Below are 19,175 nucleotides of genomic sequence, written 5' to 3' on the forward strand. Positions count from 1 at the left end.
CAACAGAAGGAGATTCCCATGTTCAGGACCTTGCGTTTTGCAACCTATGCCAGCCTCATCACGCTGGGCGGGTTTGCCTCCACCGCATCGGCCGCCGAGTTGAAGGTCGTCGCCAGTTTTTCGATCATCGCCGATTTCGCCAGAAACGTCGGTGGCGACCGGGTTGATATCTCGACGCTGGTTCCGGCCGATGGTGATGCGCATGTCTATGAACCGCGTCCCGCCGACGTCGCGGCCCTTGAGCAGGCGAGTGTCGTTCTCGTCAATGGATTGCAATTTGAAGGCTTCATGTCGCGCCTGATCGAGACGAGCGGTGCCAAGGCGCCGGTCGTCGAGGTGAGCAAGGGCATCGAGCCGCTGAAGTCGGCGGAAGAAGAGCACCATCACCACGAAGGTGAAGAAAAGGTCGAGGCGGGTCACGACCACGATCACGATGCTGAGGAGAAAGCCGAAACCGGTCACGATCATGGCCACGAAGGACACGATCATCACGGCGAGTTCGATCCGCATGCCTGGCAGTCGATCCACAATGCCCAAATCTATGTGAAGAACATCGCCGATGCCTTCTGCGTGGCGGACGCGGCTGGCTGCGCCACCTACACGGCCAATTCCGAAGCCTATGTGGCAAAACTCGGCGAGCTGGAGACCGAAATGAAGGCGGTGATCGCCACCATTCCAGAAGGTAAGCGCACCATCATCACCTCGCATGACGCCTTTGGCTATTTCGAGCGTGATTACGGCCTTAAGTTTATTGCGCCGGAAGGCGTTTCCACGGAAGCGGAAGCCTCCGCGGCCGATGTCGCCAAGCTCGTCGACCAGGTGAAGGAAGACAAGGCATCGGCAATCTTCGTCGAGAACATCACCAACCCACGGCTCGTCGAGCAAATTGCCAGCGAGACCGGGCTTACAGTCGGCGGCACGCTTTATTCCGACGCGCTCTCCGGCCCGGACGGTCCAGCATCCACATACCTAGACATGTTCCGCAGCAATGTGGAGACGATTAAGTCGGCCATTCTCGGCAGCTGATTGCGGCGCCTGCCCGAGGAGCACCGGGCAGGCAGGCCTGCTTGCCTCATTCCATGAAAGCGAAAGCGGGTGTGATCGGAACATGATCGGTGGTCTGTTCAAACGGCGCCAGGCGATGCGAAGCGCCCCGGAGAATGACATGAGAGGATTGTATGATCCCGTGCCTGTTACGCTGCTGACAGGCTTTCTCGGTTCCGGAAAGACGACGCTTCTCAACGATGTGCTCGCCGACCCCCGGATGGTGGGCACTGCGGCCATCGTCAACGAATTCGGCACGGTCGCGATCGATCACAGCCTCGTGCGCACCGGATCCGAAGCCTATTTCCAGACGACGACGGGCTGCATCTGCTGCACGGCGACCAGCGATATCCGCATCTCCCTCTACGAACTGCACGAGGCGCGCATGCGAGGCGAGGTTCCTCCGGTGTCGCGCGTGGCCATAGAGACCACCGGCCTCGCCGACCCCGCGCCGATCATTAACAGTCTCATTCCAGGCGGCGCGCCAGCCATGGGCCTGCGCGACCATGTCGTCGCACGTCATTTTCGTCTCGCCGGCGTTGTTACCGCCTTCGACGTCTTGAACGGTCGCGCCACGCTCGACGGCTTCCTTGAAGGCTGGAAGCAGCTTGCCTTCGCCGATCACGTGGTTGTCACGAAGGCCGATCTTGCAGATGGCTCGCATGATTGGGCTGCGGAGCTCAAAGCACTCAACCCTGCGGCCCGATTTCACGATCGGCACGGGGCAGGCTTCGATCTCCATGCCCTGTTCGGCGAGGGCGCCTATTCCATATCCGGCAAGGCCGAGGACGTGTCGGGCTGGCTGGCAATGGAGAGGATCGGCCAGCATCCGGATCATGCGCGCGATCTGAACCGCCATGGCGACGAGATCGAGGCTTTCAGTCTTACGCATGACGTGCCGCTCCAGCCGCAGTCGGTCGAGACCTTTCTGCACATCGTCACCAGCAATATCGATTCGGGCCTTCTTCGGCTCAAGGGCCTGTTCGCCCTTGCGGACGATCCGGAGCGGCCGCTGATCGCCCATGCGGTGCAGAACCGGCTCTATCCCCTCCAGCGTCTCGAAACATGGCCGGACGGCGATCGGCGCAGCCGCGTCGTCCTGATCGGTCAGGACATGCCGGAAAAGCCGATTCGTGATCTCTTCGAGGTGCTTGTGCCAAGCTCGGTCGGAAAGACGCGGAGATCGGCATGAGTGGCGCTTTTGTCAATCCCCTGGCGCGCGGCATGCCCGGTGTGGTCCGCAAGGCACGTCAGATCAAGGACTGGACCCGGAATGCGCTGAGCCTGACCGATGAGGGCGTCGTGTCGGTGAACGAGCTCTCCTGCCATTTGCCGGGCTGCCCCCCGAAGGAAACCGCAATCCTGGTGATGCAGCAGGGCGAGACCAGGCAGGTATCGATCCATAAGGCTATGTCCGAGGTCACCAAGGACGACGTCGAATATGCCTTTGCGGCCTCCGAAGCGGGGTCGAAGTGACAATTGGACAGAATATTCAATCAGACAAGGAGAACACGATGCGCATCATGAAGGCGCTTTTCCTCACGCTGGCGCTCGGAGCGTCCATGCCGTTCGGCTGCGCCTACGCCGAGGCCCTCAAAGTGGCCGGTCCATGGGAGATCACCGGTATCGAGCCTGCGCAGACCGGCTATGTCTTCAGCCGGCTGCAGGTCGCCGAAACGACAGCCAGCGTTCGTAGCCGCGCCGCGGGGCCACGTTGGCGGTGACTAATCCATTTGTGCAGCTTTTGCTAATTCATGCCTTGAATTACCATCTTCGCGCGAATTCGCCGGGGAAGGGGCATGAGCTATCGTCAAAGGGATAGGAGTCCACAGCAGCGTTCGGTGCTCCGCACGGCGCCTGGGCTAGTGATTGCGGCCGTCGCGGTGGGTGCGGCCGGCGGCATGACCGCAACCGACCTGATTGCCAAGTGGGATAGTCTGGGCAGCATCGGGGCCTCCTGCAACGTCAAGGGCAACGTCAGCATCGATTCAGGCGAGCGGATATTTCATGTGCCAGGCCAGAAATATTACTCGCAGACCCGGATACGACCGGAATATGGGGAGCGCTGGTTCTGCTCCGAGGAAGAGGCGTGGGCCGCAGGTTGGCGGAAGGCGTACAGATGACCGGCGCTGGAGATTTCCTCAATGAGGAAACAGTTCTCGCGCTGTTGGTTGGAATTTTTGTCGGACTGCTGGCGTATGTTGCGCTGGCACAGCTCGTTGGGCGCGGTAGACCATCCAAGGACAAATCGGTAACCGAGCGACAATTCGGGAACGTCTTTTCCATCATGGATGAAGGTCGACGGCAGTCTCTGATCCGCTACTACATGGAAAAGCATGAGTGTGGCCGAGAAGAGGCGATGCATCGTGCCGTAGACGAGCGAGCTCGCGATTCCAACAGGTGGTGAGCGCCGCGCCCTGCAGAGCCGGGCGCCGTCCGATTCCAAATCGAGCGTCCTGCAAGCGCAAGGAGATCAGGCCTCGCGAACGGTCGCTACGCTACGGTGAACGGTCGAAGCGAACTACGGCGCTGACGTGAAAGCGCAAAGCGCGCTTAGCGCTCAGATCACTTCCGTGCTCTTCAAGTCGTATGCGGCGGATACCTCCATTGGAGCTGGTGCACCCGCTCGGGTCCCGTTGACTTGTTATTTTTTCCTTTGATGCTATATGTAGGTAATTACCTACACGGAGGTGGCAATGGGCATCACGACCCTTTCAAGCCGAGAGCTGAACCATGACGTGAGTAGCGCTAAGAAGGCGGCAAAAGGCGGTCCGGTCATCATCACGGACCGCGGCAAGCCTTCCCATGTCCTAATGACCTATGACGAATTTGAGCGCTTGACGGGCAAGCACCGCAGTCTTGTCGAAGCTCTCGCCATGCCTGGCCTCTCGGCGATCGATTTCGAGCCGCACCGCGTTGAAATCCGGCCGCGCGAAGTGGACTTGTCTTGAGATATCTACTGGATACGAACGTCGTTTCTGAACTGCGCAAGGTCGGCGACGGCAAGGCCGACAGCAACGTGGCAGCGTGGGTCGGAGCGGAAGATGCGACGCGCTTCTTCCTTTCAGCGATCACGATTCTTGAACTGGAGCGCGGCGTACTCGGGGTGCAGCGCCGGGACGCCGCACAAGGCGCTCGGCTGCGTTCTTGGCTTGACAGTCATGTGCGCCCGGAATTCACCGGCCGTATCCTGCCGGTTGACGATGCGGTTGCGACACGTTGCGCGCACCTGCACATCCCCGACCGGCGCAACGAGGCCGACGCGCTGATTGCGGCGACCGCTCTCGTCCACGATATGATCGTCGTGACGCGAAACATTAGAGACTTCGAGGGCACTGGCGTCGTTGTTGTTGATCCTTGGCAAGGCTGACCCGCATCACTTCCACTCGGGTGCCTTCGGGCGACCTCGTTTGCAGGGCCGCCACGTCTCCGACGGCCTCAGGCCCGTCCGGCTTACGCCGTGACCGCGGCCGGAGCCTTGTAACTCTCCTGCTTCATGAGAAGCGCCCAAACGATCCGCGCCATCTTGTTGGCGAGCGCGACCGCCACCAGCATCCGCGGTTTGCGCGCCAGCATCTGTTCCAGCCAAGAGCACCTTCGGTGCGCCGCGCCTTGCCGCCTGTTTTATCACCGCCATGCCGCCGATGATGAGCAGACGCCTGAGCGTGCGGTCGCCCATTTTTGAGATCGCGCCGAGCTTGTGCTTGCCGCCCGTCGACTTCTGCAGCGGGGCAAGCCCGAGCCAAGCGGCGAAGTCGCGCCCCTTTGCGAAGGTCTCGACCGGCGGAGCGAGGGCCGCGATTGCAGTTGCAGTGATCGGGCCCACGCCGGGAATCGTCATCAACCGCCGCGACACCGCGTCCTCGCGGGCGCGCCGCGCGATCGCCGTCGAGTTCGGCGATCCTGCCGTCCAGGTCGGCCAGGAGGTCCAACATTAGCCTGATCATCGCAAGGGCGGCTGGCGGCAACGAGGAGCCCATCTCCTCCTCATCGAGCAGGTCGGCCAGCATCCCCACATAGGACGGTCCCTTGGGCGCGACCCAGCCATATTCCGTCAGGTGGCCGCGGATCGCGTTGATCAGTTGGGTGCGCTGGCGAACCAGAAGATCGCGAGTCCGGAACACCCAGCATCCGCTGCTTGCTGTTCCTCGCTCTTCACGGCGACGAACCGCATGTTTGGGCGCCGCGCCGCCTCGCAGATCGCCTCAGCATCGACGGCATCGTTCTTGTTTCGCTTCACGAAGGGCTTCACGTGGGCCGGCGGGATCAATCGGACCGTATGGCCCATGTCCATCAGCTCGCGACCCCAGTGATGGGCACCGCCGCAAGCTTCCAGGGCGACGGTGCAGGCAGGCTGGGCAGCAAAAAACTCCAACACCTTTCCCCGGCTGAGCTTCTTGCTGAAAAGCGCGCGGCCGCGCTCGTCTGCACCGTGTGCATGGAAAACATTCTTCGCGATATCCAGACCGATCGTGGTAACCTCGGGCACGGACGCCTCCCTCCAATGGTTGCAACACCGCCATTCTGGCACAGCGATGCCGTCGGGGGGCGTCCACATGGGGTAATCGCGGGAGCGCGTCGCCCTGAAAATCAATCATAGCCTTGGAGGGTGGCTGTTCCCCGATAGGATGGAAATACGGGCTCACGACTGGACGCCGGGCCCAAGCATCGAATGGAGAACAGCCATGGAAGAATATATCGGTCTCGACGTGTCGATGAAAGAGACGGCGGTGTCGATCCGCCGCGACGGCAAACGTATCTGGCGCGGGAAGTGCGCCTCGGATCCCAAGCTCATTGCCGAGCTCATCCGCAAGCGGGCACCGGCGGTGAGACGCGTGGTGTTCGAGACCGGCCCCCTGTCCGTGTGGTTCTATCACGCGCTCTGTGCGGAGGGAGTGCCGGCGATTTGCATCGATGCCCGCCATGCCAAAGCTGCGCTCGATATGGCGCCGAACAAAACCGACGCGAACGACGCCGATGGTTTGGCGCATCTCGCGGAGGTCGGGTTCTTTCGGGAGGTGCGGGTGAAAGGATTCGACAGCATGTTGACCCGCACGCTGGTCGCGACGCGAACCCGGCTGGTTCGGATCACCACCGAGCTTTCCAACCAGATCCGCGGCATCATGAAGACCTTCGGTCTCGTCGTTCCGGCCGGAAAGGGAAGCACCTTCGAGAAGAACGTCCGACGCCTTCTTGTTGATCAGGATGGGCTTGCATCGATCGTGCTGCCGATGCTGGAAGCCTGGCGCGGTATTCGCATCCGCGCCGCCGAACTTGGCCGCCAGCTCGTCCGAGAGGCGCGCCAGAGCCAGGCCTGCCGTATCCTCATGTCGATTCCGGGTGTCGGAGCGATCACCGCAACCTCCTTCACCACAGCTATTGAGGACCCCGACAACTTCAGGAAGTCCCGGTCCGTTGGCGCTTGGGTCGGCCTGACCACCCGGCGCTACCAATCCGGGGAAGTCGACTATGACGGCCATATATCCCGGCGGGGCGACGGCCATTTGCGGAGCCTGCTCTACGAGGCGGCGTCAGTCATTCTGACGCGCAGCTCAGCCGGCAGCAGCCTGCGCACGTGGGGCCTCCGGCTCCGGGACAGGATTGGCTTCAAACGGGCCGCCGTCGCTTTGGCGCGGAAATTGGCGGTGATCATGCATGCCATGCTTAAGGCAGGCGAGTTCTTTGATCCAAATGTAGGAGCCGCAGCGTGAGATCTTACGAATAGCCTACAGCATCTCAACGCCTGAAACGTCCCTGCCGGGACGTGGGCCGAGCCATTCCGCTGATGGGGTTGCACCGCTGATCCAGCAGAGTGCGTCGTCGTCCACATTGAAGGCTCTTCCCGCGAAGCTCCATCATGCGGCGACTGCTGTCGACCGCGAAGACAACCATGCACCGGCAGCGTCGTCTTAGCGATGAATAGGCTATTGACCGCAACGCAGCGATTAGACATCCCCATCACCCCTGATGGGGATCTCAAGGCGACAGATGCACGTCGACTCCCAAGTCGGTGAGCGCAAGCGCCTGCCATCGATCGTCTCAGGTGGGTGGAAAGTTCTCATCGCCACCGTCGATCTGAACGCGAAGAAAGCGGACTTTCCTGCCGTTGGCTGCGGCTTCTCAATTTCTGTTTACTATTGCGGCAAGACCGACATGGAGGGTGGAGAACGGTCGCTATATGCCGTGTGGCCGCATGGTTGGATTTAGCTGAAAGCAGACGATCAGCACTTAACCGGTAGCTCGAGAAGCCGACATCATTGACCACCTGCGGACAGTCCGTGATTATGCTGCGTCATTGGCTAGCGTTGGAATGTAAGGTGGATGGTGCCGCTTTCTGCCGTTTCCGACTTCACGGTGTAGTCTTTTTCAAGGCCGCGCAGGTCATCCCACAGCCTGATCCCTCGTCCGAGTAGGATCGGCGCAACGGCCACATGAAGACGGTCAACCAGACCAGCTTTGAGATATTCACGAACGACGGTCGGACCACCTCCGATCCGCACATCTTCTTGCCCGGCAACGTCCGTGGCTTGTTGGAGCGCGTCGTCAATCGAGGTGTTGATAAAATGGAATATGGTGCCACCTGCCATTTTCATGGAAGGCCGTGGATTATGGGTGAGGACGAAAACCGGGTAATGAAACGGGGGTTCTTCACCCCACCAGCCACGCCAGTTCGGGTCATCGGGGTGGTCGTGGAAGCCGAATTTGCCAGCACCCATAATTTCCGCACCGATATTCTCGAAATAATCCTTCGCATACTTATTGTCGATGCCAGTCGTGCCTTTGCCACTGGTGTCCTTGAAAACCCGCTCCTGAAAAGTCTTTGTAGCCACATAAGCATCAACGAGACGCGACCAGTCCTCGCTGAATGGGTTATCGGGTGTCTGGTCCGTCGCTGTCGCGAAGCCATCGAGTGAGATGAGAAGATCAACACGAATTGCCACTGAAGTCCTCCTTTGTTGTGGTTGAACCTCAGGATAAAACACTAAGGCATGTACCTTTGTATTCCGAAGGCGATACAAAGGCAAGTACCTTTTTATCCTTGACGAGGATCGCGGACCGAATTACTAATCCACATGCCTTACCATTCAGCGCCGCTTGACTTGGCCTTTCATGCTCTCAGCGACCCGACTCGCCGAGCTGTGGTTTCGCGACTTGTGGAGGGGGAATTGCCCGTTAGCGCCTTGGCGGAGCCTTTCGATATGGCGCTCCCCTCATTTTCACAGCATTTGAGAGTGCTGGAGGATTGCGGACTGATCGAAAGCGAGAAGCGCGGGCGCAGTCGCTGGTGTCGGCTGGTGCCGGCTCGCTTCGAAGAGGCGGCGGACTGGATGGAAACGGAACGCCGGCGCTGGACCGAGCGGCTGGATCGGTTGGAAGTCTATTTGGACAATGCGGACGACAAATGATGACGGATACAGCAAAACTGTTTGAGACCTGGTCGCCCGATCGCGAAATCGTTCTGGTGAAGGTGTTCAACCACCCACGCGACAAGGTCTTTGCCGCCTGGATGGACCCCAAAGCGCTGGCCGAGTGGTACGGGCCGGCGGGCCTCAGCATCGAGACCCGCGAAGCCGACATCCGCGAGGGCGGGGTCTGGCGGTTCGACATGGTGGGCATGTTCGAGGGCCAGGAGCAGCGCTTCGAGAACCTGATGCGCTTTGTGGAGATCGCGCCAAACGAGCGGATCGTGATGGACTATGGCACGCCCGACCCCGACGATCCCGATCGTTTCCACATGGTAGTGACGTTCGATGAACAGGCCGTCGGCAAGACGGTGCTGACCATGCGTCAGCTCCACCCCAGTCGCGCGCGGCGTCAGGCGGTCATCAGCTTCGGCGCTGTGGAATACGGGCTGCAGACGCTGGACGGCCTCGCCGCCTGGCTGGACAGCTGAGCGCTCGACCGCTCGGTGCCGCGCGCGCCGACTGGCGATGGCCGAGGCGGCGTGCCGATCGACGTGCGCTTGATCGCGCAGGTCAGAGCTTGACGAAGGAGGAGGACCACATACGATGGCTGCTTTCGGGTGCCCGCTATCTTGATCTGGACGACAGCATGAGGCACGAAGCGGCCATCCATACGGAAACGGCCGATTGGCGGCTTAGGGCCTGGCACGTTGCTGCGTCTACGAAATGCCCCCCGCTGGGCCCCTAGTCGACTGTCGCCAAAAGGCTCAAGCGAGCCGTTCATCGCCTCTATCGCCTTTGGCCGCAAAGGGTCGATTCCTCGCGTTCCGAGTGGAGTTTAGCCACTGTCCGGCGGAACACTCACTAGCATCCGCTACGATCCGAAGCTTTTTCTATAAGCAGCCGGAGACGTGCCGAACCTGCGAGCAAAGGACCGCCGAAAGGCTACATCGTCGTTGAAGCCGATATCAGTGGCGATCTTCTTGAGTGGTATGCTGGTGTCCTCAGCCAGTCGCCGACCGGCCTCGAGCCTCATGCTTTCCACGTAGTCGGCCGGCGCCAGAGCCGTCGCATTATTGACCACCATCTGCGGCTCGTGGCTATTCAGGTTCGCGAGTTGGTAAGGCTGGTGGTCGATCAGAACGAGTACCGAATCTTCGGGACGAGGAAGCGAATCAAGGCCGTTGCGATGGGTCATCAAGACTTCCTTTCTCAATGGGTTCACGGGAGACATGCGCCAGCGGGCGAGGTCGCCTGGACGCAATTTGCCGTTCCTTTAGGTGATGGGGTAGTGCCATAGTCAGGCGAGCTGTGTCGCAAAAAGAGGAACGCCGAATTGGACATCGAAGATCTACAGACATTCGTCGCAGTGGCCGATGCAGGGGGCGTATCGGCCGCCGCGCGCCGGCTCGGCGTCTCCAAGTCAATCGTCGGTCGGCGACTCTTCCGGATCGAAGCAGAACTCGGCGTTCAGCTTCTTGCGCGAACGACCCGCGGGGCCGCGCTTACTGAAGCGGGGATCACGTTCAGGGATCATGCGGCCCGAGCCAGCGCCGAGATCGACGCGGCCAGGGAAACTATCCTCCCCACCGGTGATCTGCGCGGCCGCCTGAGAGTTGCCACTTCGCCCCCGTGCTCGCGGAAATGGCGCATCTGCCCCCACAGCTCCCGATCCAGACCTCCTACAGCGATCGCTTCGTTGATCTCATCGCAGAGGGTTTCGACTGCGCGATCCGGGTCGGATACCATCAGGATTCAAACCTGATCGCGAAGCGCATTGGACCGATCTATGGAAAGCTCGTCGCAAGTCCGGGTTACATCAAAACGCGGTTCAGCTCAGACGCCAGATGAGCTCGCCACCCATCAGGCACTCATGCAGGGGACGGAAGCCTGGCAGTTCATGGATGGCGACAAGATCGTCACGGTTCAGCCGCAGGGCAGGTTCAAGGCCGACAACGCTACAGCGCTTGCCGCCGCCGCAGTGGCAGGGCTCGGCATCGCTTGGCTCCCCGATTGCATCACGTATGACTATGTGACCTCCGGATCGCTCGTTCCGATTATGACACGCTATCCACCACCTTCGGCAGGCGCGTATGTCATCGGCCCGCCTGGTCAGCATCCCGCGCGGAAAGTACGGGTTCTCACCGAGATGCTGATCAAGAGCTTCGAACTGAATCCACACCGTTGGGGATCGCCGCTGAACACGATCAGCGCGAAGCCTAATCCAAAGGCAGGAGTTCGAAGGTCGCTCTACTCGGCCGCTGAACGCGACGACATCGCCGGTGCGTTCCACTTACTGCGACACAGCTTAATGTATCGCAGGACTAGTTGGACAGACGCTCAAACTAAGTTGAGGTCAACGGCAATTTCAACGTTATGATCACTCAGTCGAATGCGCGGCTGCCAGTCGGTAGCGAGTACATTTCCCATTCGTTTGCCGGAATTTAGGCTCCCAGCCAAAATTCGAATGCGGCGACAGCCTCTAGGTCGGAAGTGACCTGACATTTGAACTTGATGTACCAGCGTTGCTCGCTCCGAAGCGCCCTACGCTGCCTTGACGGCGGCGCGGCGACCAGCAATTTCGTCTTCTTGGGACCGTAGGAACGGCGCTTACCGCTTCGCCGCCGCTGAATGACGGATGCAAAGCGCTCCCTCGCGTTATCGCGACTCTGACCGCGACGATTTCGGATTGATCTTGAGCATCTTATCCGGTTTCAGTGGGCCACTGCATGTTTCCTCAAGTCGTAGCCGATTTAGGGAAACATGCAGCTATTCAAAGTGCGACAGCGTCCTTTGCGCGTCTGACTAGACGCGCGGCGCTGTCGAAGCGGATACGGCAAATAAAGGGAGTGAAGATGAGCGGAACCGGGACCTGGGATTTTTGGGTCGATCGCGGCGGCACCTTCACCGACGTCATCGGCCGCGACCCTGCGGGCGCGCTCCATGCGCTGAAAGTTCTCTCCGAAAATCCCGAGGCTTACCGCGATGCGGCGGTGCACGGCGTCCGGCAGCTTCTCAAGCTTCCGGCGGGCGAACCTATACAGGCCGGCCTGATCGACGAGGTGCGGATGGGAACGACCGTCGCCACCAACGCGCTTCTCGAGCGGAAGGGCGAGCGGCTCGCGCTGATTACTACGCGCGGGTTCCGCGATGCGCTGAGGATCGGCTACCAGGAGCGCAAGAAGATTTTTGCGACCGAAATCATCAAGCCGGAGGCGCTCTACCAGGATATCGTTGAACTCGACGAGCGCGTGCTCGCCGACGGTACGATCGAGCAGCCTTTGAGTGAAGATGCGGCACGACGCGCGCTCGAAGACCTGAAGGCAAAGGGCTATCGGGCGATCGCCATCGTCTTCATGCACGCCTACAAATTTCCCGACCACGAGGCGCTGGTAGCGCGGCTGGCTCGCGCGATGGGTTTCGAGCAGGTCTCGGTCAGCCACGAGGTCTCGCCGCTGGTCAAATATGTGGGCCGCGGCGACACCACCGTCATCGACGCCTATCTTTCGCCGGTGCTCGGCCGCTACGTGGCGCAGGTCTCCGACGAACTCGACGTCAAGCGCTCCGGGGCGCGCATCATGTTCATGATGTCGTCCGGCGGCCTGACGGCGGCGGGCATGTTCCAGGGCAAGGATGCGATCCTTTCCGGACCGGCCGGCGGTGTCGTCGGCCTTGCGAAGACCGGAGAGGCGGCGGGATTCGACCGCATCATCGGTTTCGACATGGGTGGAACCTCGACCGACGTCGCCCATTTCGACGGCGAATATGAGCGCGCCTTCGAGACCGAGGTCGCCGGCGTGCGCGTGCGCGCGCCGATGATGCTGATCCATACGGTCGCCGCCGGCGGCGGCTCGATCCTCCATTTCGACGGCGAGCGTTTTCGCGTCGGGCCGGATTCGGCCGGCGCCAATCCGGGCCCGGCCTGCTACCGCAATGGCGGCCCGCTTGCCGTCACCGATGCCAATGTGATGCTCGGCAAGCTGATGCCGGAATTCTTTCCGGCGCTGTTCGGACCGGAGCAGAACGAGCGCCTCGACGTCGAGACTGTGCGGACGCGCTTCGCGGCGCTGGCGAAGGAGATCGGCGACGGGCGGAGCGCGGAAGAGGTCGCCGACGGCTTCATCCGTATTGCCGTCGCCAACATGGTCGAGGCCATCAAGAAGATTTCCGTCCAGCGCGGCTATGACGTGACCCGCTATGCGCTGAGCTGCTTCGGCGGCGCCGGCGGTCAGCACGCCTGCCTGGTGGCGGACGCGCTCGGCATGACAAGCATTCTCCTGCATCCGATGTCGGGCCTTTTGTCTGCCTACGGCATGGGCCTCGCCGATATCCGCGCCACCCGGCAGAAAGCGCTTGGCGTCGCCCTCGACGATGCGGCGCCGGCTGCGCTCGCCGCTCTCGGCGCTGAACTGCAATCCGAGTGCCTTGCCGAACTCCAGGCGCAGGGTATCGGCCGCGAGCGCACGCGCACTCATCTGCGCGCCCACATCCGCTATGCCGGCACGGACACGGTTCTCGCCGTCGAAGCGAGCTTCCCGGAGCAGGACGATGCGACGCGGCTGCGCTCCGAATTCGAGCTCCTGCACAAGCGCCGCTTTGGCTTCATCGCTGAGAACAAGCCGCTGGTAATCGACGCCGTCGAAGTCGAGGCCGTCGGGGGAGGAGCCGCGCAGATGGAAACGGAGGGGCTGACGGTGACGGCTGGCGAGCCCGTCCTTAGCCGGCGAACCCGCTTCTATTCGCAAGGCGAATTCCATGATGCGCCGGTGGCGCTGCGCTCGGAAATCTCGCCCGGCCAGAGGCTGGCGGGTCCGGCGATCATCATCGAAGCCAACCAGACGATCGTCGTGGAGGATGGCTGGCAGGCGGAGCTCACGGCAAAGGACCACATCGTTCTCACGCGCATCAAGCCGCTGCCGGAACGCACAGCCATCGGCACCAAGGCCGATCCGGTGATGCTGGAGATCTTCAACAACCTCTTCATGTCGATCGCCGAACAGATGGGCGTCACGCTGCAGAACACCGCCTATTCGGTCAACATCAAGGAGCGGCTCGATTTCTCCTGCGCGGTTTTCGACAACAACGGCAACCTCGTCGCCAATGCGCCGCATATGCCGGTGCACCTGGGATCCATGGATGCTTCCGTTGCGACCGCGATCCGCGAAAACCCGCTCATCCATCCGGGCGACGTGTTCCTGATCAACGCGCCCTATAACGGCGGCACGCACCTGCCGGACCTGACGGTCTGCACGCCGGTCTTCGATGATGCCGGCCGCGAGATCCGCTTCTGGGTCGCAAGCCGCGGCCATCACGCGGACATCGGCGGCATTTCGCCGGGGTCGATGTCGCCGCTTGCGACCAATATCGAGGAGGAGGGCGTCTATATCGACAACTTCAAGCTCATCGACCGCGGCCGCTTCTGCGAGGAGGAACTGGAGAAGCTTCTGAGCGGCGCGCGCTATCCGGTGCGCAACATCCTGCAGAACGTCAACGACCTGAAGGCGCAGGTCGCTGCCAATGAGAAGGGTGTGGCGGAACTGAAGAAGATGATCGCCCAGTTCGGTGAGGACGTGGTCGAGGCCTATATGGGCCACGTTCAAGACAACGCCGCCGAAAGCGTGCGGCGCGTGCTCGACCAGTTGCGCGACGGCGAATTCTCCTACGAGATGGACCAGGGCTGCCGGATCGTCGTGAAGATCTCCGTCGATCGCGAAAGCCGAGAGGCTACGGTCGATTTCACCGGCACTTCCGCGCAGCGTTCGGACAATTTCAACGCGCCGGCGCCGGTGACGCGCGCCGCGGTGCTCTATGTCTTCCGGGTGCTGGTCGAAGCCGATATTCCGATGAATGCCGGCTGCTTGCGCCCGATCCGTATCATTATCCCGGAAGGCACGATGCTGACGCCACGCTATCCGGCGGCCGTCGTCGCCGGCAATGTCGAGGTCAGCCAGGCGGTGACCAATTGCCTGTTCGGCGCCGTCGAGGCGCAGGCCGCCGCGCAAGGGACGATGAACAACCTGACCTTCGGCAATGCGAACTACCAGTATTACGAAACGATCTGCTCGGGCGCCCCGGCCGGTCCCGGCTATAACGGCGCCGACGCGGTCCACACCCACATGACCAATTCGCGGCTCACGGATCCCGAAATTCTCGAAACCCGGTTCCCAGTGGTGCTGGAGGATTTCCATATTCGCGAAGGTTCCGGCGGCCGCGGAAAATGGTCGGCCGGCAATGGCACCAAGCGCACTATTCGCGCCCGCGAGCGGCTGGACTTCGCTATCCTCTCCGGCCACCGCCGTGTCGCGCCCTTCGGGTTGAAGGGCGGGGAGCCGGGCGAACTCGGCCGCAACAGCGTTCGGCGCAATGACGGCCGTATCGAGGAACTGCCGGGTTGCGCCCACACGGTCCTGGAGGCGGGCGAGGCCTTCACCGTCGTGACGCCGACCGGCGGCGGCTATGGAAAAGCGTGAGGCGGACTGCCGGCCGGAGGCGCGGCTTGCCTTGCCCGCCTCTACTCTTCTTCAAGGAGCGGCATTCACGCCCGCGCGGCGCCGAAGGCGCTCGGCCGCGAAATCCACGAACGCACGCACCCGGGCGGAAACCATGCGCCCCTCCGCGTGCACGATGTGGATCGGCACCGGCGCGCGCTCGTAGTCGGCAAGCACCGCCTTGAGCCGGCCGGCCTCTATCTCCGGCGCCACCTGGTACGACTGAAAGCGCGACACTCCCCAACCGGCGACCGCGGCAGAGATGGCTGCGTCATTGGTGTTGACGATGAGGCGGGCGCTGATCGGAACGCGAATGCTGCTGTCACGGCCGAACAGCCATTCCGAATGGCCGAAAAGACCTTCCCGGCCGATGATCCGGTGATGAACAAGATCCTGCGGCGCCAACGGCTCGCCGAAGCGGGCGAAATAATCCGGCGACCCGCAGAGCACCTGCCTGACCGAGCCGACGCGGCGAGCGATGAGGCCCGAGGCGGGAAGCGCCGCGATGCGCACGGCGACATCCAACCCTTCCTCGACCAGGTTGGTCACCCGGTCGACGAAGATGGTTTTCACCTGCAAGGCGGGGTAGCGATCGAGAAAATCGAGAACGACGGGGAGCACGTGGATGCGCCCGAAAAGGGCGGGCGCCGTCACCGTAAGCAACCCCGCCGGATGCGTGAAGCTGCCCGCCGCATTGGCCTCCGCCTCGGCAATCTCCGCCAGAATACGCCGGCAATCGGCCGCGTAGCCTTCGCCCGCCGCCGTCAGCTTCAGCGAACGGGTCGTGCGGACGAGCAGCCGCGTGCCGATCATCTCCTCCAGTCTCGCAATCGCCCGCGTCACCGATGGCGGGCTTATGTGCAGCATCTTGGCGGCGGGCGCAAACCCGCCGCTTTCCACCACCTGCACGAAGATCCGCATTGCCTGCCAGCGATCCATGAGTTTTCCGCGTCGCGCATTATTGCGTTCAGTGAAATGGTCTAGTGTTTTTCTGGGCGCTTATCAACTTTGCGTTTAACAATCATCGTGGTGTCGTTCTTATCTTTCCAGGAGGCAAGCATGAAGCTCTATCATCATCCGCTGTCCGGCCATGCGCATCGCGCCCGGCTCTTTCTCTCGCTGATCGGAATCGAACACGAACTCGTGCTCGTCGATCTCGCCAGGAAGGAGCACAAGGAGCCGCAGTTCCTCGCTCTCAACCCCTTCGGCCAGGTTCCGGTTCTTGATGACAGCGGTACGATCATCTCGGATTCCAACGCCATCCTCGTTTATCTCGCGAAGAAGACGGGACGCACGGACTGGCTGCCCGAAGACCCCGAGGGCGCGGCCGCCGTTCAGCGTTGGCTTTCGGTCGCCGCCGGCCAGATCGCCCACGGCCCGGCGCAGGCGCGCCTCATCAACGTGTTCAAGGCGCCCTATCGGCCGGAAGAGGTCATTCCCCGCGCCCATGCGATCCTGACGCTGATCGAGGCGGCGCTTGCGGGCCGGAGCTGGATTGCTGCCGACCGTCCGACCATCGCCGATGTCGCGCTTTACAGCTACGTGGCAAGCGCGCCGGAAGGTGACGTGGATCTTCAGCCCTATCCCAACATCGGCGCCTGGCTGAGCCGCATCGAGGCGCTGCCGGGCTTTGTCGATTTCCAGAAGACGCCTGTCGGTCTGGCAGCATAGAGCGGGATGAGGAATAGTGTGCGCGGTTTTCCGCCCGCATCCCGCTCTAACTTATTAGAATCGATCACGTTTATGATTCTGGGTCGATACGACGAAAATTATCGTGATCTAGGGAGGCACAAGTCATGGACAGTCCCCTCGTCGATCCTTCGCCCTGGCATGCGGGCGAGCTTGCGCTGCAGACGCGGTTCGGCGTGGAAGCGCGCATGGACGAGGTCGGCCGCCGGGTCCTGCGCGACCATCTGATCGACCAGCACCGCGAATTCTATCCCCTCCTGCCAATGGTGGTGCTGGGGGCGGTCGACCAGGACGGCGACGTGTGGGCGACGCTCCGGGCGGGGCGCCCCGACTTCCTCCATGCGCCGGACGCTCACCGGCTCACCGTCGATCTCGCCAGAGAGCCGGCGGACCCGACCGAGGCAGGCATGGAGGATGGCGCCTCGCTCGCCCTCCTCGGCATCGATCTCGCCACGCGCCGCCGCAACCGGCTGAACGGCATCCTCAGCCGGCATCCGCGAGGGTTCGATTTGAGCGTCGGCCAGAGCTTCGGCAACTGCCCGAAATACATCCAGCTCCGCCAGGTGCAGTTCGTCCGCGATCCGTGGGAGCCGCCGGCGGCGGCTCCCACCTGGAGCTCAGAGCTCGATGCACCCGCCCGCGCCCTGATCCGGCAAGCGGACACCTTCTTCGTCGCCACCTATGCGGACCTTCCCGGCGGTCGGCAGGTGGACGTTTCCCATCGCGGCGGCCGCGCGGGGTTCGTCGATGTTGGCGAAGACGGCTGGCTGACGATCCCGGATTTTATCGGCAACCGCTTCTTCAACACGCTCGGCAATATCGCTCTTAATCCGCGCGCCGGACTCGTCTTCCCGGACTTCTCGACGGGCGGCCTGCTGCAGATGACCGGCGCGGCCGAGCTCATGTTCGATCACCCCGACGGCAAGCCTCTCGAAGGGGCAGAGCGCTACTGGCGTTTCCGTCCGCGCCGTATCGTCTGGCGGCCGGACGCGCTGCCGATCCGCTACGATTTTGCCGAATGGTCACCCTTCGCGCTCGCCACCGGCACGTGGTAGCGTGCGCCTTCGCATGGCTTTCGTTCGGCTCAGCTCGCAGACGCGCTTTCGCTTTTGTCGACAATCGCGGGTCAGGCCGTGACGCGCAGGCCCGGCTCGCCTTCCTCGACGACCCCGATGGTCCGGGCTGCGGGATAGCCTGCGGCCAAGATCTCTTCGAGCAGTGCGTCCGCCTGATCGGCGCGGCATGATACGAGAAGACCGCCGGAGGTCTGGGGATCGGTGAGGATGTGGCGCCGCCATGCCGGGAGATCGTCCGGCAGAACGACGGCCGCGCCGTAGCTTGCCCAGTTCCGGTGCGATGCGCCGGTGACGAAGCCCTGCTCTGCGAGTTCGGCGCAACGGGTAAAGAGCGCAATGGCGTCCGCGTCGATCGCTATCCGCTTGTTCGATCCGCGCGCCATCTCGAGCGCGTGGCCGAGAATGCCGAAGCCGGTGACATCGGTGACGGCATGGACGTGAGAATGTTTGGCGAGCTCGGCGCCGACACGATTCAGGAGCGTCGTCGACTGGAGGAGTTCGGCATAGGCATCCGTTGGCAGCGCGCCCTTCTTGAACGCCGCCGAATAGATCCCCACACCGAGCGCCTTCGTTAGAATCAGCGCATCGCCGGCGCGCGCGCCGCTGTTGCGCCGAATGCTGGACGAGGAGCCCGTACCGATCACCGCGAGACCGTAGATCGGCTCCGGCGAGTCGATCGAGTGGCCGCCGGCGACCGGAATGCCGGCCTCGGCGCAGATCGCGCTGCCGCCCCTCAGGATCTCGCGCACCATTTCTGCCGGCATCTTGTCGATCGGCATGCCGAGAATGGCGAGCGCCATGATCGGCTTTCCGCCCATGGCATAGACGTCGGAGATGGCGTTGGTCGCGGCGATCCGGCCGAAATCGAAGGGATCGTCGACCATCGGCATGAAGAAATCGGTGGTGGCGATCACGCAGGTCTCATCGTCGAGCCGCCAGACGGCGGCGTCGTCCCCTGTCTCGGTGCCGACGATGAGCCGGGAAAAAGGCCCGCCCGCCGGCTGATCGGCAAGCAGCTGCTGCAGGACGGATGGCGCCAGCTTGCAGCCGCAGCCGCCGCCATGGGCAAGCGCCGTCAGGCGCGGCAAAGTCGCGGTATCCATGGTTGCCTCCCAATGTTTCGTATGGACCGCGCGTGACGCCGCGCGATTGCGTGAATTGAATCGGAGTCGAACAGGGGGAAATCATGCAGCAAATCAAAGTGCTACGGCGACCTTTGCGCGTCTGATGAGACGCGCGGTGCAGCAGGCCGGATGAAAATTTCGCGGAAAACCGGAAATGCGTCGGGCGCGGGCCGGAAGGGCCCACCGCTTCGGCGGCGTCCTGTGGTGACAGCCAGTGCGCAATGCCCCGAACCTCGGGAGCGGCGTGCAAGCCCATAATGTTACTATGGTTGATCCTGGTGAGCGCGTCAATTTGCGGGGGAGCACTCGCCAGCAACGATCAAGTGGGGTTCACGGAGATGTGAGAGAAAA

The 19,175-nt window shown here is 62.2% G+C and carries 19 protein-coding genes and 3 pseudogenes; 16 read left to right on the forward strand and 6 right to left on the reverse strand.

The window, feature by feature from the left end; genetic code table 11:
- The first annotated feature begins 18 nt into the window (after positions 1–18).
- The 8 genes from aztC to PZN02_RS27255 all read left to right on the forward strand — a co-directional run bounded on the left by aztC (position 19) and on the right by PZN02_RS27255 (position 4,414).
- Positions 19–1,026, forward strand: a complete 1,008-nt coding sequence (aztC, locus tag PZN02_RS27220; RefSeq protein WP_280662059.1) for a zinc ABC transporter substrate-binding protein AztC — start codon at positions 19–21, stop codon at positions 1,024–1,026.
- A 139-nt stretch (positions 1,027–1,165) separates the two neighbouring features.
- On the forward strand, positions 1,166–2,236 hold the full coding sequence (locus PZN02_RS27225) for a CobW family GTP-binding protein (protein WP_280662060.1): 1,071 nt from the start codon (positions 1,166–1,168) through the stop codon (positions 2,234–2,236).
- Positions 2,233–2,520: a hypothetical protein gene (locus PZN02_RS27230; RefSeq protein WP_280662061.1), complete on the forward strand. Its 288-nt coding sequence runs from the start codon at positions 2,233–2,235 to the stop codon at positions 2,518–2,520. Before PZN02_RS27225 ends, PZN02_RS27230 begins: the two co-directional genes overlap by 4 nt.
- Positions 2,521–2,558: 38 nt before the next feature.
- A complete protein-coding gene (locus PZN02_RS27235; RefSeq protein WP_280662062.1) occupies positions 2,559–2,768 on the forward strand; it encodes a hypothetical protein in 210 nt (69 codons plus the stop codon).
- A 75-nt stretch (positions 2,769–2,843) separates the two neighbouring features.
- Entirely contained in the window at positions 2,844–3,167 is a 324-nt protein-coding gene (locus PZN02_RS27240; protein WP_280662063.1) for a sunset domain-containing protein, read from the forward strand.
- Positions 3,164–3,451: a hypothetical protein gene (locus PZN02_RS27245; RefSeq protein ID WP_280662064.1), complete on the forward strand. Its 288-nt coding sequence runs from the start codon at positions 3,164–3,166 to the stop codon at positions 3,449–3,451. The genes PZN02_RS27240 and PZN02_RS27245 overlap by 4 nt, the downstream gene beginning before the upstream one ends.
- Positions 3,452–3,740: 289 nt before the next feature.
- Positions 3,741–3,995 (forward strand): type II toxin-antitoxin system Phd/YefM family antitoxin, encoded by a 255-nt coding sequence (locus PZN02_RS27250; RefSeq protein ID WP_280662065.1) that lies wholly within the window; start codon positions 3,741–3,743, stop codon positions 3,993–3,995.
- Positions 3,992–4,414, forward strand: a complete 423-nt coding sequence (locus PZN02_RS27255) for a type II toxin-antitoxin system VapC family toxin (protein WP_280662066.1) — start codon at positions 3,992–3,994, stop codon at positions 4,412–4,414. The genes PZN02_RS27250 and PZN02_RS27255 overlap by 4 nt, the downstream gene beginning before the upstream one ends.
- An 83-nt stretch (positions 4,415–4,497) precedes the next feature.
- Here the strand turns inward: PZN02_RS27255 and PZN02_RS27260 are convergent.
- Positions 4,498–5,533, reverse strand: a pseudogene (locus PZN02_RS27260) (IS110 family RNA-guided transposase).
- A gap of 196 nt (positions 5,534–5,729) precedes the next feature.
- Between PZN02_RS27260 and PZN02_RS27265 the strand changes: the two are divergent.
- Positions 5,730–6,755: an IS110 family RNA-guided transposase gene (locus tag PZN02_RS27265; RefSeq protein ID WP_280662067.1), complete on the forward strand. Its 1,026-nt coding sequence runs from the start codon at positions 5,730–5,732 to the stop codon at positions 6,753–6,755.
- A 277-nt stretch (positions 6,756–7,032) separates the two neighbouring features.
- Positions 7,033–7,251 (forward strand): hypothetical protein, encoded by a 219-nt coding sequence (locus PZN02_RS27270; RefSeq protein WP_280662068.1) that lies wholly within the window; start codon positions 7,033–7,035, stop codon positions 7,249–7,251.
- A gap of 92 nt (positions 7,252–7,343) precedes the next feature.
- Here the strand turns inward: PZN02_RS27270 and PZN02_RS27275 are convergent, their stop codons facing one another.
- Positions 7,344–7,985, reverse strand: coding sequence for a dihydrofolate reductase family protein (locus tag PZN02_RS27275; RefSeq protein ID WP_280662069.1), 642 nt, complete (start codon positions 7,983–7,985; stop codon positions 7,344–7,346).
- A 132-nt stretch (positions 7,986–8,117) separates the two neighbouring features.
- Here PZN02_RS27275 and PZN02_RS27280 point away from each other — a divergent pair, with 132 nt between their 5' ends.
- Both PZN02_RS27280 and PZN02_RS27285 read left to right on the forward strand, forming a co-directional pair.
- Positions 8,118–8,450 (forward strand): ArsR/SmtB family transcription factor, encoded by a 333-nt coding sequence (locus tag PZN02_RS27280; RefSeq protein ID WP_280662070.1) that lies wholly within the window; start codon positions 8,118–8,120, stop codon positions 8,448–8,450.
- Positions 8,450–8,938: an SRPBCC family protein gene (locus PZN02_RS27285; protein ID WP_280663296.1), complete on the forward strand. Its 489-nt coding sequence runs from the start codon at positions 8,450–8,452 to the stop codon at positions 8,936–8,938. Before PZN02_RS27280 ends, PZN02_RS27285 begins: the two co-directional genes overlap by 1 nt.
- Positions 8,939–9,321: 383 nt before the next feature.
- Here the strand turns inward: PZN02_RS27285 and PZN02_RS32295 are convergent, their stop codons facing one another.
- Both PZN02_RS32295 and PZN02_RS32300 read right to left on the reverse strand, forming a co-directional pair.
- Positions 9,322–9,483 (reverse strand): helix-turn-helix domain-containing protein, encoded by a 162-nt coding sequence (locus PZN02_RS32295; RefSeq protein ID WP_425336367.1) that lies wholly within the window; start codon positions 9,481–9,483, stop codon positions 9,322–9,324.
- 15 nt (positions 9,484–9,498) lie between these two features.
- Positions 9,499–9,645, reverse strand: a pseudogene (locus PZN02_RS32300) (hydrolase); the annotation flags it as partial.
- A 138-nt stretch (positions 9,646–9,783) separates the two neighbouring features.
- Here PZN02_RS32300 and PZN02_RS27295 point away from each other — a divergent pair.
- Both PZN02_RS27295 and PZN02_RS27300 read left to right on the forward strand, forming a co-directional pair.
- A pseudogene (locus tag PZN02_RS27295) lies at positions 9,784–10,638 on the forward strand (LysR family transcriptional regulator); the annotation flags it as partial.
- 664 nt (positions 10,639–11,302) lie between these two features.
- Entirely contained in the window at positions 11,303–14,917 is a 3,615-nt protein-coding gene (locus tag PZN02_RS27300) for a hydantoinase B/oxoprolinase family protein (RefSeq protein WP_280662072.1), read from the forward strand.
- A gap of 51 nt (positions 14,918–14,968) precedes the next feature.
- On the opposite strand, the gene PZN02_RS27305 is transcribed toward PZN02_RS27300, so the two are convergent.
- Positions 14,969–15,874, reverse strand: coding sequence for a LysR family transcriptional regulator (locus PZN02_RS27305; RefSeq protein ID WP_280662073.1), 906 nt, complete (start codon positions 15,872–15,874; stop codon positions 14,969–14,971).
- Between the two features lie 120 nt (positions 15,875–15,994).
- Here PZN02_RS27305 and PZN02_RS27310 point away from each other — a divergent pair, with 120 nt between their 5' ends.
- Together PZN02_RS27310 and PZN02_RS27315 are read left to right on the forward strand one after the other, a co-directional pair.
- Positions 15,995–16,606, forward strand: coding sequence for a glutathione S-transferase family protein (locus PZN02_RS27310; protein WP_280662074.1), 612 nt, complete (start codon positions 15,995–15,997; stop codon positions 16,604–16,606).
- A 125-nt stretch (positions 16,607–16,731) separates the two neighbouring features.
- Complete coding sequence (locus tag PZN02_RS27315; protein WP_280662075.1) at positions 16,732–17,679, forward strand: pyridoxamine 5'-phosphate oxidase family protein; 948 nt, start codon at positions 16,732–16,734, stop codon at positions 17,677–17,679.
- Positions 17,680–17,750: 71 nt separating this feature from the next.
- On the opposite strand, the gene selD is transcribed toward PZN02_RS27315, so the two are convergent.
- Complete coding sequence (selD, locus tag PZN02_RS27320) at positions 17,751–18,803, reverse strand: selenide, water dikinase SelD (protein WP_280662076.1); 1,053 nt, start codon at positions 18,801–18,803, stop codon at positions 17,751–17,753.
- Positions 18,804–19,175: the final 372 nt, after the last annotated feature.

Origin of the sequence: Sinorhizobium garamanticum, from assembly GCF_029892065.1 — a bacterium.
Taxonomy (GTDB): domain Bacteria; phylum Pseudomonadota; class Alphaproteobacteria; order Rhizobiales; family Rhizobiaceae; genus Sinorhizobium; species Sinorhizobium garamanticum.

Excerpts from the sequence above, each read along its gene's own strand:
- aztC (WP_280662059.1), top strand. The coding sequence starts at position 19 with ATGTTCAGGACCTTGCGTTTTGCAACCTATGCCAGCCTCATCACGCTG.
- PZN02_RS27225 (WP_280662060.1), top strand. The coding sequence starts at position 1,166 with ATGAGAGGATTGTATGATCCCGTGCCTGTTACGCTGCTGACAGGCTTT.
- PZN02_RS27230 (WP_280662061.1), top strand. The coding sequence starts at position 2,233 with ATGAGTGGCGCTTTTGTCAATCCCCTGGCGCGCGGCATGCCCGGTGTG.
- PZN02_RS27235 (WP_280662062.1), top strand. The coding sequence starts at position 2,559 with ATGCGCATCATGAAGGCGCTTTTCCTCACGCTGGCGCTCGGAGCGTCC.
- PZN02_RS27240 (WP_280662063.1), top strand. The coding sequence starts at position 2,844 with ATGAGCTATCGTCAAAGGGATAGGAGTCCACAGCAGCGTTCGGTGCTC.
- PZN02_RS27245 (WP_280662064.1), top strand. The coding sequence starts at position 3,164 with ATGACCGGCGCTGGAGATTTCCTCAATGAGGAAACAGTTCTCGCGCTG.
- PZN02_RS27250 (WP_280662065.1), top strand. The coding sequence starts at position 3,741 with ATGGGCATCACGACCCTTTCAAGCCGAGAGCTGAACCATGACGTGAGT.
- PZN02_RS27265 (WP_280662067.1), top strand. The coding sequence starts at position 5,730 with ATGGAAGAATATATCGGTCTCGACGTGTCGATGAAAGAGACGGCGGTG.
- PZN02_RS27270 (WP_280662068.1), top strand. The coding sequence starts at position 7,033 with ATGCACGTCGACTCCCAAGTCGGTGAGCGCAAGCGCCTGCCATCGATC.
- PZN02_RS27280 (WP_280662070.1), top strand. The coding sequence starts at position 8,118 with ATGCCTTACCATTCAGCGCCGCTTGACTTGGCCTTTCATGCTCTCAGC.
- PZN02_RS27285 (WP_280663296.1), top strand. The coding sequence starts at position 8,450 with ATGACGGATACAGCAAAACTGTTTGAGACCTGGTCGCCCGATCGCGAA.
- PZN02_RS32295 (WP_425336367.1), bottom strand. The coding sequence starts at position 9,483 with ATGAGGCTCGAGGCCGGTCGGCGACTGGCTGAGGACACCAGCATACCA.
- PZN02_RS27300 (WP_280662072.1), top strand. The coding sequence starts at position 11,303 with ATGAGCGGAACCGGGACCTGGGATTTTTGGGTCGATCGCGGCGGCACC.
- PZN02_RS27305 (WP_280662073.1), bottom strand. The coding sequence starts at position 15,874 with ATGGATCGCTGGCAGGCAATGCGGATCTTCGTGCAGGTGGTGGAAAGC.
- PZN02_RS27310 (WP_280662074.1), top strand. The coding sequence starts at position 15,995 with ATGAAGCTCTATCATCATCCGCTGTCCGGCCATGCGCATCGCGCCCGG.
- PZN02_RS27315 (WP_280662075.1), top strand. The coding sequence starts at position 16,732 with ATGGACAGTCCCCTCGTCGATCCTTCGCCCTGGCATGCGGGCGAGCTT.
- selD (WP_280662076.1), bottom strand. The coding sequence starts at position 18,803 with ATGGATACCGCGACTTTGCCGCGCCTGACGGCGCTTGCCCATGGCGGC.